Source organism: Bacillus sp. NMTD17 (assembly GCF_002998735.1).
Lineage (GTDB): Bacteria > Bacillota > Bacilli > Bacillales > Bacillaceae > Bacillus.
The window spans coordinates 103,616-122,051 of sequence record NZ_PVRH01000005.1; the positions used below are offsets into that span (position 1 = coordinate 103,616).

Sequence of the window (18,436 nt, forward strand, 5' to 3'; positions counted from 1 at the left end):
AAAATAGTACGAAAGTTCAGGAAGGAGGGTTTTTATGCAGTCAGATAAACGTTGGCTTCTGCATTACCCGAATCAAATTCCCCACGAACTCACCATCCCAAATGAAACATTACAATCTTACTTATTCAGCTCCGCAGAGGCTGCACCTGAGCATACAGCCATTCATTTTCTAGGAAAGAACATCACCTATGAACAGCTGCAAAAAGACGTATTGAAACTAGCCAGTCATCTGATGAAAATTGGCGTAAAAAAAGGCGACAGAGTAGCGATCATGCTGCCGAACTGCCCTCAATCGGTCATTTCTTATTATGCTGTTTTAATAGCAGGCGGCATCGTTGTTCAAACAAACCCGCTTTATACGGAGAAAGAACTGGAATATCAAATGGAGGACAGCGGCGCCAAAGTGCTGATCACGCTAGATCTGTTGTATCCAAAGGCTTATAAAATGAAAGCGCTGACAAGTATGGAACACTTAATCATTACCAAACTACAAGATTATTTACCATTCCCGAAAAACATACTGTTTCCTATTGTGCAAAGAAGAAAAAATAAAATGGTCATCCAAGTGGAGAAAAATGACACCATTCATCACTTCTCGCAGATCACGAAAGAATCGGCAGGTGAACAGCAAATTCCCGCACTTGCCTTTGAGCCGAAAGAGGATGTCGCTGTTTTGCAATATACCGGCGGAACGACCGGTTTACCAAAAGGGGTCATGCTCACACATGAAAATATTTTAGCGAATACTGAAATGTGCGCTTCCTGGATGTACAAAACGACCAGGGGGAAAGAACGCATCCTCGGCATCATTCCGTTTTTTCATGTCTACGGAATGACGACCGTCTTAAACCTTGCTGTCAAAGAAGGGCATCAATTGATTCTTCTTCCACGCTTTGATGTCGCAGATACCCTCAAAACCATTGAAAAACAGAAACCGACGCTATTTCCAGGCGCACCAACAATGTATATCGCCTTGCTGCATCATCCGAACATTGAAAAGTATGACCTGTCGTCCATCACTGCATGTCTAAGCGGCTCAGCGGCACTTCCTGTAGAAGTCAAACAAAGCTTTGAAAAATTAACAGGAGGACGCTTAGTGGAAGGGTATGGACTTTCAGAAACCTCACCCGTCACCCATGCTAACTTTTTATGGGGAGCGAACAAAACAGGCAGCATTGGCTGTCCGTGGCCTAATACAGATGCCGGTATTTATTGCGAGGAAACTGGAGGCCTAAAAGAACCATATGAGCATGGAGAAATCATTGTCAAAGGGCCGCAGATCATGAAGGGATACTGGAATCAGCCAGAGGAGACAGCGGCTGTATTACGAGATGGCTGGTTTTTCACCGGAGATATAGGGTATATGGATGAGGACGGTTTTTTCTATATCGTCGACCGGAAAAAAGATGTCATCATAGCGAGCGGCTATAATATTTACCCAAGAGAGGTCGAAGAAGCCCTTTATGAGCATGAGCTTGTACAAGAAGTCGTCGTCGCTGGTATTCCAGATCCGTACAGAGGAGAAACAGTGAAAGCATTTATTGTGCCGAAAAAGGATGCCTACTTAACAGAGGACGAACTTGATCGCTTTGTCAGGACGAGAATTGCCTCATTTAAAGTACCACGCGTGTATGAATTTAAAGAATCACTGCCTAAAACAGCCGTCGGGAAGATTTTGCGCAGAGTATTAATTGAAGAAGAAAAAAGAAAGCACGCTTCTTCATCTGAAACGCCTGCCGATCAACCGAAAACATAACGATCTGCATCATCCGGTCCACCGGCCGGATGATTTGAATGTTGACCGCCTGCTCTGTTATGCTAAAGGTGGAAAAGAAACAAGAAGATCACTTGACAAATCGCCCGTTTCTTTTTAACATGAAGTTATGAATGAATACTCATTCAATTTAGAAAGGGACGAAGCACATTGAAGCAGAAAAGACCGAAGTACATGCAAATTATTGATGCAGCAGTTGTGGTGATTGCAGAGAACGGCTATCATCAATCACAAGTTTCAAAGATTGCGAAACAAGCAGGGGTAGCAGACGGAACCATTTATCTTTATTTCAAAAATAAAGAGGATATTTTGATCTCATTGTTCAAAGAAAAAATGGGACAATTCATCGAACGGATGGAAACAGATATTCAAAAGAAACCGTCGGCGAAAGAAAAGCTTTTACTGCTCATTGAGGAGCATTTTCGTATGCTTGCGCAAAATCATCATTTGGCTCTTGTGACACAGCTCGAACTCAGGCAGTCAAACCTTGAGCTGCGGCAAAAAATCAATGAGGTGCTGAAAGGGTATTTAAATATGCTCGAGTCGATTTTAGCAGAAGGAAAGAAAACAGGAGAATTTAGACAAAATCTAGATGTCCGCTTAGCGAGACAAATGGTATTTGGGACGATTGATGAGACCGCTACAACATGGGTCATGAATGATCAAAAATATGATCTTCCTGCACTCGCAGAAAACGTACGTGATCTACTCTTAAACGGAATACATCAATCTTAAAGACATTTTGAAAAAGGATGATTGACATGGAAAAGATACTCACCTTACATCATGAAGGACAGACAGCACTTATTACGATTCAGCATCCACCAGCAAACGCCTTATCTTCTCAGCTGCTCACCGAGCTAAATGACATGTTTGACCAGCTCGAACAAAATGAAGAAGTAAGAGCCATTGTGATCCACGGAGAAGGTAGATTTTTCTCAGCAGGTGCTGATATTAAGGAATTTACGACGTTACAGGAAGAGTCTGACTATTCAAGCCTTGCAGACAGAGGGCAGCAGGTCTTTGAACGGATTGAGCAATGTCCAAAACCAGTCATTGCCTCGATTCACGGAGCTGCATTAGGCGGGGGCCTTGAGCTTGCAATGTCTTGTGATATCCGAATCGCAACAAAAGATGCGAAGCTTGGACTGCCGGAACTAAACCTCGGCATCATTCCAGGATTCGGCGGCACGCAGCGCCTGCCGCGCTATGTTGGTTCGGCTAAAGCTCTGGAAATGATGGGTACAGCTGAACCGATTACAGGTGAAGAAGCATTCGCCTGCGGACTTGTTTCAAAGCTGGCAGAAACAGAGGAAGAGGCGCTTGAAGAAGCCAAAACACTTGCGGCAAAATTTGCAACGAAAAGCCCAAAATCACTCGAGTATGTGCTGGATTTATTGAACGCAACAAAATTGTATTCATATGATGGCGGAATGAAACTGGAAGCCAAAAAGTTCGGTGAGATTTTCCAATCGAATGATGCTAAAGAAGGTATCCAAGCCTTTATCGAAAAGCGCAAACCGAATTTTAAAGGGGAATAAGGGATTAGAACGACACAAGGGGGAGAAATGGATGAATATATTTGTTTTGATGAAGCGTACGTTTGACACGGAAGAGAAGATTTCCATTCAGTCTGGTGCAATTCAAGAAGATGGAGCAGAGTTCATTATTAATCCTTATGACGAGTACGCCATAGAAGAAGCCATCCAGCTTCGTGACGAGCACGGGGGAGAAGTGACCGTTGTGACAGTTGGCAGTGAGGATGCGGAGAAGCAGCTGAGAACAGCGCTCGCTATGGGCTGCGATCAAGCCGTTTTATTAAATGTGGAAGACGACTTAGAAGAGTGGGATCAATATTCAGCTTCTACGATTCTTTACCACTATTTAAAAGACAAAGAGGCTTCCTTAATTTTAGCAGGGAATGTGGCAATTGACGGGGGCTCTGGACAGGTTGCCCCGCGTCTTGCTGAATTACTTGGCTTTTCATATGTCACAACGATTACAAGTATTCAAATTGACGGAGGCTCTGCTTCGATTGAACGAGATGCGGAAGGTGACGTGGAAGTCATTTCTGCCGAGCTCCCGCTTGTCGTCACTGCCCAGCAAGGACTCAATGAGCCTCGCTATCCATCATTACCAGGCATTATGAAGGCAAAGAAAAAGCCTTTAGAAGAAGTGGAACTTGATGATTTAGATCTTGATGAAGACGATGTGCCATATAAAATCAAAACAATTGAACGTTTCTTACCGGAGAAAAAAGAGGGTGGCAAGGTGCTCAGCGGTGAGCTTCAGGATCAAGTCAAAGAACTGACAGATCTACTAAGAAACGAAGCAAAGGTCATCTAAACATCCGCTTTACGATATCACGAGAACAAGGGGGAACTTGAAAGATGAGTAAAAAAGTTGTTGTACTTGGAGAAAGTCGTGACGGTAAATTAAGAAATGTGACATTTGAAGCCATTGCTGCCGCTCATCAAGTGGCAGATGGCGGTGAAGTCATTGGCGTGTTAATAGGGGAAGACGTCAAAGACCTAGCGAATGAACTGCTTTACTATGGAGCGGATCATGTCATGATTGTGGAGCATCCGCACCTTTCATACTATACATCAGATGGTTTTGCGCAGGCGCTTCAAGCGATATTAGATCAGGTTGACCCAGATGCCGTACTCTTTGGCCATACGTCTATCGGAAAAGACTTGTCGCCGAAAATAGCTGCACGCTTGCAGACTGGCCTAATTTCAGATGCGATTGATGTAAGCGTTACCGGAGAACACCTCGTTTTCACTAGACCGATTTACTCTGGTAAAGCCTTCGAAAAAGTGATTTCAACAGATCGTCTGCTTTTGGCGACCATACGGCCAAACAACGTGGCACCTCTTGAGCGGGATGCCTCACGAAGCGGAGAAATTACACCGGTTTCTGTCGATATTCAGAACCTGCGAACGATTGTGAAGGAAGTCATTAAAAAAACGTCAGAAGGTGTAGATTTATCTGAAGCAAAGGTCATCGTCGCCGGGGGACGCGGGGTCAAGAGCAAGGAAGGGTTTGAACCACTGAATGAACTCGCCGAAACGCTGGGCGCAGCAGTCGGTGCCTCGCGTGGCGCCTGTGATGCAGACTACTGTGATTATGCCCTGCAAATTGGGCAAACAGGTAAGGTCGTCACACCTGATCTCTATATTGCGTGCGGGATATCAGGGGCGATTCAGCATTTAGCCGGAATGTCTAACAGTAAAGTCATTGTGGCGATTAACAAAGACCCAGAAGCCGAGATCTTCAAAATTGCCGATTATGGAATCGTCGGTGATTTGTTTGAAGTGGTACCGCTTTTGAATGAAGAGTTAAAAAAGATGAATATCCACTCGTAACGCTCATACACTCAGAATGCCTAGGTATTCTGGGTTTTTTTGTATGTAATCAATAAACAAAGGAGCGGTTGACAAGTGAAGGGGACAGTAAAAGTCAATGACGTGATCGGACGTATTTCTAAACACATCTATGGACACTTTCAAGAGCATTTAGGAAGAGGGATTTATGACGGGATTTGGGTAGGAAAAGATTCAGCGATTGATCATATTGAGGGGATTCGTACGGATGTGCTAAAGGCTCTTCAAGCATTACATATTCCGGTGCTTAGGTGGCCAGGCGGTTGCTTCGCAGACGAGTATCATTGGGCAAATGGTGTAGGTGATCTCAGTGAACGAAAACCGATGGTGAACACTCATTGGGGCGGCACGGTTGAATCCAATGCATTTGGTACGCATGAATTTATGAAATTGTGTGAGCTGCTTGAATGTGAGCCTTATATTTGCGGGAATGTGGGAAGCGGGTCTGTTCAAGAATTAGCAGAATGGGTCGAGTATATTACATTTCCAAAGGGAACACCTATGTCTGATTGGCGTATTCAAAATGGAAAACAAGAACCTTGGAAGCTGACCTATGTTGGTGTAGGCAATGAAAGCTGGGGCTGCGGCGGGAATATGACGCCTGAATACTATGCTGATTTATATAAACGTTATCAAACGTATGTGAGAGAGTTTGCGGGTCAGACGATATACAAAATCGCGTGCGGCGCAAATTCAAATGACGTGAATTGGACAAAAGTATTAATGGAGCGGGCCGCACCTTGGATGGATGGACTCAGTTTGCATTACTACACTGTACCCGGTACATGGGAGAAAAAAGGGTCAGCGACTGAATTTGATGAGGATGAATGGTTTATCACGTTGAAAAAAGCCTATGAGATGGAACGGCTTGTCGTGGATCATGGAGAGATCATGGATCGTTATGATCCAGACAAGCGAATCGGGATGATTATTGATGAATGGGGAACATGGTATGACCCAGAGCCAGGGACAAATCCTGGGTTTTTGTATCAGCAGAACACACTAAGAGACGCCCTTGTTTGTGCTCTGCATTTTCATATATTTCATCGTCATTGCCAGCGGATTCATATGGCGAATATTGCCCAGACGGTCAATGTTCTGCAAGCAATGGTGTTAACGGAAGACGAAAAGATGCTCCTAACGCCTACGTATCATGTGTTTCACATGTTTCAAGTGCATCAAGAGGAAGAAGCACTTGAAGTGGAGTTTGTGTCAACGCCTTATGAACGCAGAGGAGAAAAAATACCTCAGGTTAGTGTGTCAGCTTCGCGTTCGTCAGATAAGATGCATATTAGCTTCTGTCACCTGAATCCGCATGAACAAAACGAAGTATCCCTTGCCATTGAAGGTTTGGATGCTCAAACGAAAGTCACGGGCCGCGTGCTGACAGCGGACCGCATGAATGCGCACAACACATTTGACGATCCTCATGCTGTCCAGCCAGCAGAGTTTCAGCAATTTGCTGTAAAACCCGGTGAATTGACCATAGATCTGCCGCCAATGTCGGTGGTGATGATCACGGTCGATCTGGCTTGATCGCATATTTAGATGTTTGATGAGCAGGATGTTGGGGCATCATACATTGTAAATGAAGCGGAAAGGGAGTTATTTATATGCTTAGAACGATTCTCATGATTATCGGTGCAATTGTTGTCATTGGTGCGATTGTACGGTTTGTTTTTTAATTCATTTCATAAAAAATGATTCGTAAGCATTTCATTCGCAAGTCACATTGGTAGATGCTATACTAAAAAGCATAATTTACATTGGAGGAATGAATAATGGCAATCGTAAAAGCGACTGACGCAACATTTTCACAAGAAACTGCAGAAGGTGTTGTTCTTGCGGACTTTTGGGCACCATGGTGCGGACCATGTAAAATGATTGCTCCAGTTCTTGAAGAACTTGATCAAGAAATGGGCGACAAAATGAAAATTGTAAAAATTGATGTAGACGATAACCAAGAAACTGCTGGTAAATACGGCGTGATGAGTATCCCAACACTTCTTGTTTTAAAAGACGGTGAAGTGGTAGAAACATCTGTTGGTTTCAAACCAAAAGAAGCACTTGCTGAACTTGTCAACAAACATCTATAAACCTGTCTATGCCCGAGCGGCATACTCAATGAAGCGGTTCTCGTAAAGACGAGAGCCGCTTTTCTTTCAACATGGTATAAAACAAATGTTCGTGATACACTAGAAGGAGTGAAAGAGGAAAACAAGGACGGATGAAAATATGAACAAACTGATCAAAGAAAAGCTATCGGTCTTGCCAGATCAACCAGGCTGCTACTTAATGAAAGATCGACAAAATACAGTCATTTATGTGGGAAAGGCAAAGGTCTTAAAAAATAGAGTGCGCTCTTATTTCACGGGATCTCATGACGCCAAAACGCAGCGGCTTGTCAGTGAAATTGAGGACTTTGAATACATTGTCACCTCTTCTAATATCGAGGCACTCATTTTAGAGCTAAATTTAATCAAAAAATACGACCCAAAATACAACGTCATGCTTAAGGATGACAAAACGTATCCTTTTATTAAAATTACGAATGAACGGCATCCTAAGCTGATCGTCACCCGCAATGTGAAAAAGGACAAAGGGAAATATTTCGGACCATACCCGAACGTACAAGCAGCCAGAGAAACGAAGAAGCTGCTCGACCGTTTATATCCACTGAGAAAATGTGCAACCCTTCCTGATCGCGTCTGTCTATATTATCATCTTGGACAATGTCTCGCGCCGTGCGTATATGACATTTCTCAAGAAACGAATAAGCAGCTCGTGGACGAAATCACAAGGTTTCTAAACGGAGGGCATCAGCAAATCAAAAAAGAACTAAACGAAAAGATGCAGGAAGCCGCCGAACAATTAGAGTTTGAACGGGCAAAAGAACTGAGAGACCAAATCGCTTACATCGACTCAACGATGGAAAAGCAGAAAATGACGATGAGCGATTTATCAGATCGAGATGTCTTTGCATATGCCTATGACAAGGGCTGGATGTGTGTCCAGGTCTTCTTCATCAGGCAGGGGAAATTGATTGAACGCGATGTCAGCCTATTTCCTATGTATCAAGACCCTGAGGAAGAGTTCCTCACGTTTATGGGGCAATTTTATGCAAAGAACAATCACTTTCTGCCGAAGGAAATTTTGGTGCCAGACAGCGTAGATCAAGAGATGATTGAACAATTGCTCGAGACGAACGTTCATCAGCCGAAAAAAGGAAAGAAAAAGGATTTGCTTTTACTTGCCCATCAAAATGCCAAAATCGCCTTAAAAGAAAAATTTTCGCTCATTGAGCGTGATGAAGAGCGGTCCATTGGTGCGGTGAAGCAGCTTGGGGATGCACTAAATATTTATATGCCGTACCGGATTGAAGCATTTGATAACTCGAATATTCAAGGTGCAGACCCGGTTTCTGCCATGGTCGTCTTTCAGGACGGGAAGCCGTATAAAAAGGAATACCGAAAATACAAAATTAAAACCGTCACAGGGCCAGATGATTATGCATCGATGCGTGAAGTCATTAGAAGGCGATATACCCGCGTGTTAAAGGATGAGCTGCCGCTGCCAGATTTAATTTTAATTGACGGAGGAAAGGGACAGATCAATGCAGCGATAGATGTGCTTGAAAATGAATTGAATCTGTCTGTCCCAGTGGCAGGTCTAGTGAAAGATGAAAAGCACCGGACTTCGAATCTGATGATAGGAGATACACTGGAAATTGTTGCGCTGGAGCGGAATAGCCAGGCCTTCTATTTATTGCAGCGCATTCAAGATGAAGTGCACCGGTTCGCTATTAGCTTTCACAGGCAGCTGCGAGGAAAAAATGCATTTCAATCTATTTTAGACGATGTGCCAGGTATCGGAGAAAAGCGTAAAAAACAGCTTCTTAAACATTTTGGCTCTGTGAAAAAGATGAAAGAAGCCTCTATCCAAGACTTTCAGGAGGCTGGCATCCCGAAACAGACGGCCGAACTTTTAAGGGAAGCATTAAAAAAATAGATTGTACTTTTTCCAAAAGTCTGTTAAGCTTGTGACTAAATTTAATAAATGAACGTGTTGTTTGTTGAAGATAGAGGTGCGAACTTCAAGAGTAAGCCTTCAGAGATCGATGGGATCTAGGAAGAGGGCTGAAAGGGGAGCGTCGCCGAAGTGAATAAAATCCACTCATTTTATTCGCTGGCTGTACATTGAAGAAATGTAGGGCTGTCAAGAATGTATTTCTTGGAGGGCTATCTCATTGTTTGCATCGTTTAATGATGATTTTAAAGCAATGGGAGATCTGTTCTCTCATTGCTTTTTTATTTGCAGTGAGCAGACAGTCTCCAAAGCCGCTTCTTGCCTCTTCTCTCACACGTGATCTTTTGAAAAAGGGTGGTAGACATGGGACTAATTGTACAAAAATTTGGCGGAACGTCCGTTGGATCAACAGAAAAAATTCGCAATGCCGCAGAGAGAGTCATCGCTGAACGCGAGGCCGGACATGATGTGGTTGTGGTTGTGTCGGCAATGGGCAAATCTACGGATGTTCTAGTAGACCTAGCGAAAGAACTCACAGATCATCCAAGCAAAAGAGAAATGGATATGCTGCTCGCAACTGGAGAGCAAGTGACCATTTCCTTATTAACGATGGCGCTGCAAGCAAAAGGCTATGATGCCATTTCCTTTACAGGCTGGCAGGCTGGTATGAAAACAGAGCAAGTACATGGTAACGCAAGAATCGTGGATATTGATGAATCAAGAATAAAAGAGGAATTAAGTGCGGGAAAAGTCGTTGTTGTAGCTGGCTTCCAAGGAATTGCAGATGACTTACATATCACAACACTTGGACGCGGTGGATCAGATACAACGGCTGTGGCACTTGCTGCCGCATTAAAGGCTGATAAATGTGATATTTACACAGATGTACCAGGAGTGTTTACGACAGATCCGCGTTATGTACCATCCGCGCGGAAACTTGCAGGTATTTCATACGATGAGATGCTCGAACTGGCTAATTTAGGAGCTGGCGTCTTGCATCCGAGAGCTGTTGAATTTGCAAAAAATTATCAAGTCCCACTAGAAGTCCGTTCTAGTATTGAAAATGAATCGGGTACGTTAATTGAGGAGGAATCATCCATGGAACAAAATTTAGTCGTCAGAGGCATTGCATTTGAGGATCAGATTACACGCGTGACGGTGTGCGGTCTTTCAAGCGGTCTCACCACATTGTCGACCATCTTTACGACGCTTGCGAAGCAAAATATCAATGTCGATATCATCATTCAGTCCGTCACAAGCACCAATCAGACGTCCATCTCTTTCTCTGTGAAAACGGATGATTTGTCCAAAACAGTTGAAGTATTAGAAGAGTATAAAGGAGCGCTTGGCTACGAGCAGATCGAGACAGAAAGTAAATTAGCCAAAGTATCTATCGTTGGATCTGGTATGGTCTCAAATCCAGGAGTAGCCGCTGAAATGTTCGCTGTGTTAGCGGAAAAAGACATACAAGTGAAAATGGTCAGTACGTCTGAAATCAAAGTCTCAACAGTGGTTGGACGAGATGATATGGTCAAAGCAGTTGAAGCGCTGCATGATGCGTTTGATTTATCAAAGGTGAGTGCAACTGCTCACTCTTAAAAAGGCAGGGAGGTGTATCTCATGAAAGAGTGCACCTCTTTTTTAATGGAAAGCGCCGCATACCAGAAAGGAAAACGTGCGTAAACCCATTCACTAAGTATGCTATGATAGAAGAAGACTACAAAAAGGCGTGACCTGAAGTCCGCGCCTTTCATAAAGAGTGTTAGCTAGGGTCTCTTAAATCCCATTTAACGGTTAAAATGACTTTATCAGCACGCTTTTTCACTTGTTCATAAGATTCAGCCACGTGCTCGTTGAGAAGCTGAATTTGTTCAGCAATAAAACCCGCTTCCATCTGAAAGCATGGCTCCTTTTGATAGGTGATTCGATTTGATACAAGTGGACCTTCGAGCTCAAACTCAATTTCCTGTTTTTTCGAATGGACCATCGTGAGCGTTCCCCATCCGGCATCATGGAAAAATTCGGGGATCTTCTCCCATGACTCTTGAGGAAATTTACGAGCAAGCAGTTTACCCGCAAAATACATCATAGATGAATGATCCTGACCCAAAATATCAGGCAGCAGAACTTCGCGTATCAGCTCGTAGGCAAATCCATTGACTTCAATTTCTTTTAGCTGTTCTAAGTTAGATTCGAATTTATTCATTGTACGGCTCCCCTCTTTCAACAATTTATTATAGCTTATGTAAGCATATGATGACAGAGTTTTCCCTGAAGTCTAAGAAATTCTTATTGTAGTAAAACGAATTTTGATTTAAAACTTTTAAATTTCGGAAAATTTTAATTTATGTACGCGGTTTCTTGACGCTTTTTTGACATAGGAGTAAAATGAAATTGTCAATAAATTTGAATAAAGTGCTTACAATTGAAAGAAGCGGGGGTAAGACAATTTTCAGCAATTGCACTTTTTACTAGGGGGTAAAGTAATGTCGGGGAACAAAGAATTTTTTTATCGGAGATTGCATTCTTTGCTTGGCGTCATTCCGGTCGGTCTATTTTTAGTACAGCACTTAGTGATTAACCACTTTGCGACGAATGGACCAGAGGCGTTTAACAAAGCTGCACACTTTATGGAACAGCTTCCATTCAGATATGCACTTGAGCTGTTCGTGATTTTCTTACCACTGATCTATCATGCTGTTTATGGGGTGTACATAGCCTTTACGGCACAAAACAACACGTCTCGCTTCAGTTACTTAAGAAACTGGTTGTTCAGACTGCAAAGGATTTCAGGTATCATCACATTAATTTTTGTCACTTGGCACGTATGGGAAACACGAATTCAAGCTCAGCTTGGAGCTGAAGTGAACTATGACATGATGGCGAATATTTTAAGCTCTCCATTTATGCTAGGCTTCTATATTGTCGGCGTTTTATCTACTATTTTCCACTTTGCTAATGGCTTGTGGTCATTTGCTGTCAGCTGGGGAATTACTGTTTCACCACGCTCACAAAGAATCTCCACATATGTGACATTAGGTATATTTATAGCGCTTTCATATGTAGGGCTAAGAGCAATTTTCGCTTTTGTTTAAGAGGAAATAGATTAGTAGAAGAGGGAGAGGGGCTACAATGAGTAATTCTAGCATCATCGTTGTCGGAGGCGGCTTAGCTGGTCTCATGGCAACTATCAAAGCAGCAGAAGCGGGAACAGCTGTTAAACTATTTTCAATCGTACCTGTGAAACGTTCGCATTCTGTCTGTGCACAGGGCGGAATCAACGGAGCGGTCAATACAAAAGGTGAAGGGGATTCACCTTATGAGCATTTTGATGACACGGTGTATGGCGGAGATTTCTTAGCCAACCAGCCGCCAGTAAAGGCAATGTGTGAAGCAGCGCCGTCCATTATCCACTTACTTGATCGGATGGGTGTCATGTTTAACAGAACACCAGAGGGATTACTGGACTTCCGCCGCTTCGGGGGAACACAGCACCACCGTACAGCATTTGCTGGAGCTACAACAGGTCAGCAGCTATTATATGCACTAGATGAGCAGGTTCGCCGCTATGAAGTAGCAGGGCTTGTCACGAAATATGAAGGCTGGGAATTCCTTGGCGCTGTGTTAGATGACGAGGAAGTATGCCGAGGCATTGTCGCGCAGAACTTGACGACAATGGAAATTGAATCCTTCCGTTCAGATGCAGTGATCATGGCAACTGGTGGTCCTGGAATTGTGTTCGGTAAATCAACGAACTCGATGATCAACACTGGATCTGCTGCATCCATCGTCTATCAGCAAGGTGCTCATTACGCAAATGGAGAATTCATTCAAATTCACCCAACAGCGATCCCTGGAGATGACAAGCTTCGTCTCATGAGTGAATCGGCTCGTGGTGAAGGCGGACGTGTTTGGACATATAAAGACGGGAAACCTTGGTACTTCCTTGAAGAAAAATACCCAGCATACGGGAACCTTGTACCGCGTGATATCGCAACGCGTGAAATCTTCGACGTATGTGTCGAGCAAAAGCTTGGCATCAACGGAGAGAACATGGTATACCTCGATCTTTCTCATAAAGATCCAAAAGAACTTGATATTAAACTTGGCGGCATCATTGAAATCTATGAAAAGTTCATGGGTGATGACCCGCGTAAGCTTCCAATGAAAATTTTCCCTGCTGTTCATTATTCAATGGGCGGATTATGGGTTGATTATGATCAAATGACGAATATCAAAGGTCTATTCGCTGCCGGAGAATGTGATTACTCTATGCACGGCGGAAACAGACTTGGTGCAAACTCACTGCTTTCTGCGATTTACGGCGGGATGGTCGCTGGACCAAATGCGGTCAAGTACATTAGCGGCCTTGAAAAATCTGCGGAAGACCTATCTTCTGCAACATTTGACAGCGCTGTGAAGAAAGAGCAGGAGAAATGGGACAACATCCTCAGCATGGACGGAACAGAAAATGCATACGTGCTTCATAAAGAGCTTGGAGAATGGATGACGGATAACGTCACAGTGGTTCGTTACAATGACAAACTCTTAAAAACAGATCAGAAGATCGAAGAATTAATGGAGCGCTACAAGCAGATTAACATCAACGATACAGCTTCATGGAGCAACCAAGGCGCTGCCTTCACACGTCAGCTTGACAACATGCTTCAGCTGGCAAGAGTCATTACGATCGGGGCATACAACCGGAATGAAAGCCGAGGCGCACACTACAAACCGGATTTCCCAGAGAGAAACGATGAAGAATTCCTAAAAACAACGATGGCTACGTTCAAAGGGAAAAATCAAAAGCCTGCATTCCACTATGAGGACGTCGATGTATCGTTAATTGCACCTCGTAAACGAGATTACTCGAAGAAAAAGGTGGAGAAATAAGATGAGTGAAAAAAACACGATTCAATTCATTATCACACGTCAAGATACAGCAGATGGAAAGCCTTATGATGAAGAATTCGAAATCCCTTACCGCCCAAATATGAACGTCATTTCCGCCCTTATGGAAATAAGACGGAACCCGGTCAATAAACAAGGGGAAAAAACAACAGCGATTAACTGGGATATGAACTGTCTTGAAGAGGTGTGCGGAGCTTGTTCCATGGTCATTAATGGAACACCGCGCCAGTCATGTACAGCACTCATCGATCAGTTAGATCAGCCGATTCGTCTTCAGCCGATGAAGACATTCCCGGTTGTGAGAGACTTGCAGGTTGATAGAAGCCGGATGTTCAATTCCTTGAAAAAGGTGAAAGCATGGGTACCGATCGATGGCACATATGATCTCGGTCCTGGACCAAGAATGCCTGAGAAAAAACGTCAATGGGCGTATGAGCTTTCTAAATGTATGACATGTGGTGTCTGCCTTGAAGCTTGTCCAAACGTGAATGATAAGTCTTCCTTTATGGGCCCTGCACCGCTTTCACAAGTCCGTTTATTTAACGCACATCCGACAGGTGCGATGAATAAGTCTGACCGTCTAGAAGAAATTATGGGGGACGGCGGTCTTGCGAACTGCGGGAACTCCCAAAACTGTGTGCAGGCTTGTCCGAAAGGAATCCCGCTGACAACGTCAATTGCAGCACTTAACCGAGATACAACTTTACAAGCATTCCGTAACTTCTTCGGAAGCGATCACGCAGAATAACATCACATTCAGTCCTCTTTGCCAATCATGATGAGTGTTTAAGAGGCTGGATGCAACATATAAACAAACGCCTCTTCCAATACGGGAGAGGCGTTTTGTTTCCAAATAAGGAGATGATCAAGTGAGATTGCCGTCATATATTGAAGAACCATTTGAAGAGTGGAGGGCATCCTTTCGATTTTATGTCGAAACCACCGTTCGTTTTTCAGAAACGGATATGTTTGGCCATATGAACAATGTCACCCCTTTTGTGTATTTCGAAGAGGCACGAATTGCCTTTTTTCAAAAGACGGGAATTGTTGATAAACGGATGAAACGTGTGAGGGAGACCATTACAGTCGTCGCAAACCTGCAATGTGATTACATCAAGCAGGTAGAGATTGGGGAGAGGCTTCGTGTGTATGTCAAGCCGGAAAAGGTCGGATCAAGCTCACTCATCCTTCATTATTTAGGAGAAAATGAGCAGCAGGAACCTTGCTTTACAGGCTCAGTCACCATGGTGCAAATTAGTAAAGACACAGGCGCATCTGTCCCGTTTACAGAGGAAGAAAAAGAGACGTTTCAGGCGCAGCGAAATGAGTAACATGCTGGCTCATCAACATGCACGCTTCATTTTGTTATAATAAAAGCATCATATCAAGAAGAAACAAGAGGAGAACACATGAAGATTTTTCAATATGACACCATTGATAGTACAAATAATGAAGCGAAAAGGCTCATGCAGCAAGGAGAAAAGCCCTCATTTGCTGTCTATGCACGCCAGCAGACAGCAGGAAGAGGCAGACTCGGCAGGCCGTGGGAAACGCCTTTAGGGAATGTGGCGGTGACCATGACAGTCTTACCGCCAGCAGAACTCTCCACCCAGTCAACGATCGCCCCGCTGACAGCACTAGCAATCTATGATGTTCTGAAACCACTCATGAGAGCGGAGGATCGGCTGGCGATCAAATGGCCTAATGATATTCTCATTAATGAAGCAAAGGTATCCGGCACATTAATTGAAGCAGACCGCAGTTCCATTTATATCGGTGTTGGCATCAATGTAGAGACGAAGCCGGAGCATGTCCCGTACAAAACCATTTGCTTATCAGAGCTGACAGAGGTGAAAGCCGATCAGCTAGTGAAAGAACTGGCAGCGGCTTTTGAAAAGTACCATTCACGCTGGCAGAATGAAGGGTTTGAAGCACTCACTGCCCTCTATAACAAACGGTTATATCGTCTCAACAAGCCCCTACGCATTTCGTTAGATCGTGAAAAACAAACATGGGAAGAAGGCATTTGCTGCGGGGTCAACCGCTACGGTCATCTCCAGTTAAAAGATGAGAAAGGGCAGATAAAAGCTCATTCTGCTGGAGATATTGATGCCCCGCTTCAGCATTAAAAAAAGCAGACGATGTTCTCGTCTGCTTTAGGCTTCTCTTTTAATATGAGGCTGCACAATATAATCTTGTTTTGTAAAGACAACTCCGTCTAGAATTTCTCTTGCGGTTCGAATGACTTTGACTCTGTTTTGAGAGATGTCAATTTCAGTTTGCATAATACCAGCAGGATGTCCAATACGAAGTGTGTCGTCATGCCCTTTAAACAGCTGAGCCGGAAGCGTTTCATCCAAGAAACAGCTGGCTGTCACGCAGACAGAGCCGGTAATGGCAAGTGCTTGGTGCGGTCTTTGCATCGATAGCATACGAACGATGATGTCCATATCGGCTGCTCTTCTCAAGATTCCATTAGTATCTACATAATCAGCAGGCTCGCTAATGAGCGCAAGCTTTGGAACAGCTGGAGACTGTAATGTCGCCATTTCTTTTGGTGCAAAGTGACACATTTCAGCAGCGATAGAACGAATTTCTTCTAAATCATCCAATAATTCGTCTGTAAACTCTTCAGGCAATTCAGTTCCTTTTAATTGAATATCTTTGGCACGAATAAAGGCAATTGGATTTGCAATGTCAACAATCGAGATGGGAATCTCTCCAAACTTTGTTTGAATCGTATCAATTTTGTTTCCAGTCGGAAAGGTTTTACCTGTGACAGCACCTTCAGGATTTTCAAAAGATAAATAAATGGGAGAACCTGTCCCTTTTACTCCTGGAATTTCTGCCTGTCCCTCAAATTTTACTTCTCCATTTTCGACTTCGACCTCTGCTGTAATGACTTTATTTGTGTTGGTATTGAGGATACGTACAGTCGTAATGGGCTCGACCGCTTGAACAAGTCCTTTAATGATGGCATATGGTCCAACAGCTGATGAGATGTTCCCACAGTTTCCTTTAAAGTCGACAAATCTCTCATTAATGCTGACTTGTGCAAATGTATAGTTCACATCCACATCTGGGCGGGTGGCTTTATCGATAATGGCCACTTTGCTTGTTAAAGAATTACCGCCGCCGATTCCATCGACCTGCAACCGGTCAGGGCTGCCCATAATGTCTAGTAGAAATGCCTCGAGCTCATCGTGTTCAAATGGTGCATTGTTTGCTTGAATGAATACCCCTTTACTTGTACCGCCTCGCATGATTGTGATTGGAACTTTTCTCATTACTCTCACCCTCAATTTTTTAATGAACTGTTTATCTAACCAAAATGGTAAAGTATAATAAGAAATAAGTTAAATACATTATTTTGAGAATAATCGATAAAAATATTTTATAATTAGTAAAAAAGGAGGGCATATAATGGATGAAAAAGATTGGCGGTTTCTAAAGGTGCTCTATGAAGAAAAGAACATCACAAAAGCGGCAGAAAAATTATTTGTCTCTCAGCCTGCCTTAAGCTATCGATTGAAACAGCTTGAAGAGGAGTTTGATATGAAGCTTTTCTTTAAAAGAAAACGAGGAATTGAATTTACGTCAGAGGGCGAGTACTTGGCTAAATACGCAAATGACATGCTCAAACAGCTCCAGCAAACGAAAGATGGCATGCTCAATATGCAAAAAAAGGTCAAAGGAACAATTCGGTTAGGGGTCTCAAGTAACTTTGCCCAGTATAAACTGCCAGAAATTTTAAAAGAATTTTCTAAGCAGTATCCACATGTTCAATTTATGGTGAATACAGGCTGGAGCACGAAAGTCATGGACTTATTAGGCACATCAAGTGTCCATTTAGGGATTTTAAGAGGGGATTACGACTGGAATGGAGAGCGGTTTTTGCTCGATAAAGAGCGGCTTTGTATCATTTCAAAATCAGAAATCCAGCTGAAAGACCTCCCAAAGCTGCCGCTCATTGACTATCATACAGATAGTTCATTAAAACGATTGATTAACAGATGGTGGCAGGAAACGTTCACCATGCCTCCACTTGTGACGATGGAGACAGACCGCCAGGATACATCAAAAGAGATGGTCAAGCATGGTTTAGGTTATGCCATTGTCCCAGAAATTTGCCTCAGACCAAGTGATGAGTTATTTGTAAAAGGTCTTTCGTATAAAGATGGACAGCCTGTTTTAAGAGATACATGGCTTATGTACCAGCCAGACTCCCTTCATTTATCTGTTGTGAAAGCGTTCATTGAGTTTTTAAGAAATCAGCAAGGTTAATTATAAAAGAAATTTATTGAATATACGAAAAAATCGATATTTTCATTATAAAAAA

At 43.3% G+C, this 18,436-nt stretch carries 17 protein-coding genes and 1 riboswitch; of the genes, 15 read left to right on the plus strand and 2 right to left on the minus strand.

All coding sequences use genetic code 11. The features are described from left to right. The first annotated feature begins 34 nt into the window (after positions 1-34). The 9 genes from C6347_RS14760 (at position 35) to C6347_RS14800 (ending at position 10,785) form a co-directional block, all read left to right on the plus strand. Positions 35-1,756 carry an AMP-binding protein gene (locus tag C6347_RS14760; protein ID WP_060596963.1) on the plus strand — a complete coding sequence of 574 codons (1,722 nt, stop codon included), beginning with the start codon at positions 35-37 and terminating at the stop codon, positions 1,754-1,756. 168 nt (positions 1,757-1,924) lie between these two features. After that, positions 1,925-2,509, plus strand: a complete 585-nt coding sequence (locus tag C6347_RS14765) for a fatty acid metabolism transcriptional regulator FadR (protein ID WP_003216590.1) — start codon at positions 1,925-1,927, stop codon at positions 2,507-2,509. A gap of 26 nt (positions 2,510-2,535) precedes the next feature. Further along, positions 2,536-3,315, plus strand: a complete 780-nt coding sequence (locus C6347_RS14770; protein WP_060596962.1) for an enoyl-CoA hydratase — start codon at positions 2,536-2,538, stop codon at positions 3,313-3,315. Between the two features lie 31 nt (positions 3,316-3,346). After that, entirely contained in the window at positions 3,347-4,120 is a 774-nt protein-coding gene (locus tag C6347_RS14775) for an electron transfer flavoprotein subunit beta/FixA family protein (RefSeq protein WP_060596961.1), read from the plus strand. Between the two features lie 44 nt (positions 4,121-4,164). Next, positions 4,165-5,142, plus strand: coding sequence for an electron transfer flavoprotein subunit alpha/FixB family protein (locus C6347_RS14780; protein WP_106036944.1), 978 nt, complete (start codon positions 4,165-4,167; stop codon positions 5,140-5,142). Between the two features lie 75 nt (positions 5,143-5,217). Next, positions 5,218-6,696, plus strand: a complete 1,479-nt coding sequence (locus C6347_RS14785) for an alpha-N-arabinofuranosidase (RefSeq protein WP_066030577.1) — start codon at positions 5,218-5,220, stop codon at positions 6,694-6,696. Between the two features lie 245 nt (positions 6,697-6,941). Then, the gene (gene trxA, locus C6347_RS14790; protein ID WP_007501629.1) at positions 6,942-7,256 is read left to right on the plus strand and encodes a thioredoxin; all 315 of its coding nucleotides are present in this window, start codon (positions 6,942-6,944) and stop codon (positions 7,254-7,256) included. A 139-nt stretch (positions 7,257-7,395) separates the two neighbouring features. Beyond that, complete coding sequence (gene uvrC, locus C6347_RS14795) at positions 7,396-9,168, plus strand: excinuclease ABC subunit UvrC (RefSeq protein ID WP_106036942.1); 1,773 nt, start codon at positions 7,396-7,398, stop codon at positions 9,166-9,168. A 63-nt stretch (positions 9,169-9,231) separates the two neighbouring features. Then, positions 9,232-9,409: riboswitch (Lysine riboswitch) on the plus strand. Between the two features lie 140 nt (positions 9,410-9,549). Continuing rightward, entirely contained in the window at positions 9,550-10,785 is a 1,236-nt protein-coding gene (locus C6347_RS14800; RefSeq protein ID WP_106071769.1) for an aspartate kinase, read from the plus strand. A gap of 163 nt (positions 10,786-10,948) precedes the next feature. Here C6347_RS14800 and C6347_RS14805 read toward each other — a convergent pair whose 3' ends face one another. After that, on the minus strand, positions 10,949-11,392 hold the full coding sequence (locus C6347_RS14805; protein WP_034661763.1) for a YslB family protein: 444 nt from the start codon (positions 11,390-11,392) through the stop codon (positions 10,949-10,951). A gap of 280 nt (positions 11,393-11,672) precedes the next feature. Between C6347_RS14805 and C6347_RS14810 the strand changes: the two genes are divergently transcribed. The 5 genes from C6347_RS14810 to C6347_RS14830 all read left to right on the plus strand — a co-directional run bounded on the left by C6347_RS14810 (position 11,673) and on the right by C6347_RS14830 (position 16,226). Further along, the gene (locus C6347_RS14810; protein ID WP_047945318.1) at positions 11,673-12,281 is read left to right on the plus strand and encodes a succinate dehydrogenase cytochrome b558 subunit; all 609 of its coding nucleotides are present in this window, start codon (positions 11,673-11,675) and stop codon (positions 12,279-12,281) included. A 37-nt stretch (positions 12,282-12,318) separates the two neighbouring features. Next, the gene (gene sdhA, locus C6347_RS14815; RefSeq protein ID WP_012010817.1) at positions 12,319-14,079 is read left to right on the plus strand and encodes a succinate dehydrogenase flavoprotein subunit; all 1,761 of its coding nucleotides are present in this window, start codon (positions 12,319-12,321) and stop codon (positions 14,077-14,079) included. Between the two features lies 1 nt (position 14,080). Then, positions 14,081-14,845 carry a succinate dehydrogenase iron-sulfur subunit gene (gene sdhB, locus C6347_RS14820; RefSeq protein ID WP_060596956.1) on the plus strand — a complete coding sequence of 255 codons (765 nt, stop codon included), beginning with the start codon at positions 14,081-14,083 and terminating at the stop codon, positions 14,843-14,845. Positions 14,846-14,966: 121 nt separating this feature from the next. Then, complete coding sequence (locus tag C6347_RS14825) at positions 14,967-15,428, plus strand: acyl-CoA thioesterase (RefSeq protein WP_060596955.1); 462 nt, start codon at positions 14,967-14,969, stop codon at positions 15,426-15,428. Between the two features lie 78 nt (positions 15,429-15,506). Then, a complete protein-coding gene (locus C6347_RS14830) occupies positions 15,507-16,226 on the plus strand; it encodes a biotin--[acetyl-CoA-carboxylase] ligase (protein ID WP_106061217.1) in 720 nt (239 codons plus the stop codon). A 27-nt stretch (positions 16,227-16,253) separates the two neighbouring features. Here C6347_RS14830 and C6347_RS14835 read toward each other — a convergent pair whose 3' ends face one another. After that, on the minus strand, positions 16,254-17,384 hold the full coding sequence (locus C6347_RS14835; RefSeq protein WP_106071770.1) for a 2-methylaconitate cis-trans isomerase PrpF family protein: 1,131 nt from the start codon (positions 17,382-17,384) through the stop codon (positions 16,254-16,256). Between the two features lie 136 nt (positions 17,385-17,520). Between C6347_RS14835 and C6347_RS14840 the strand changes: the two genes are divergently transcribed. Further along, positions 17,521-18,381: a LysR family transcriptional regulator gene (locus C6347_RS14840; protein ID WP_095285545.1), complete on the plus strand. Its 861-nt coding sequence runs from the start codon at positions 17,521-17,523 to the stop codon at positions 18,379-18,381. Positions 18,382-18,436 lie beyond the last annotated feature (55 nt).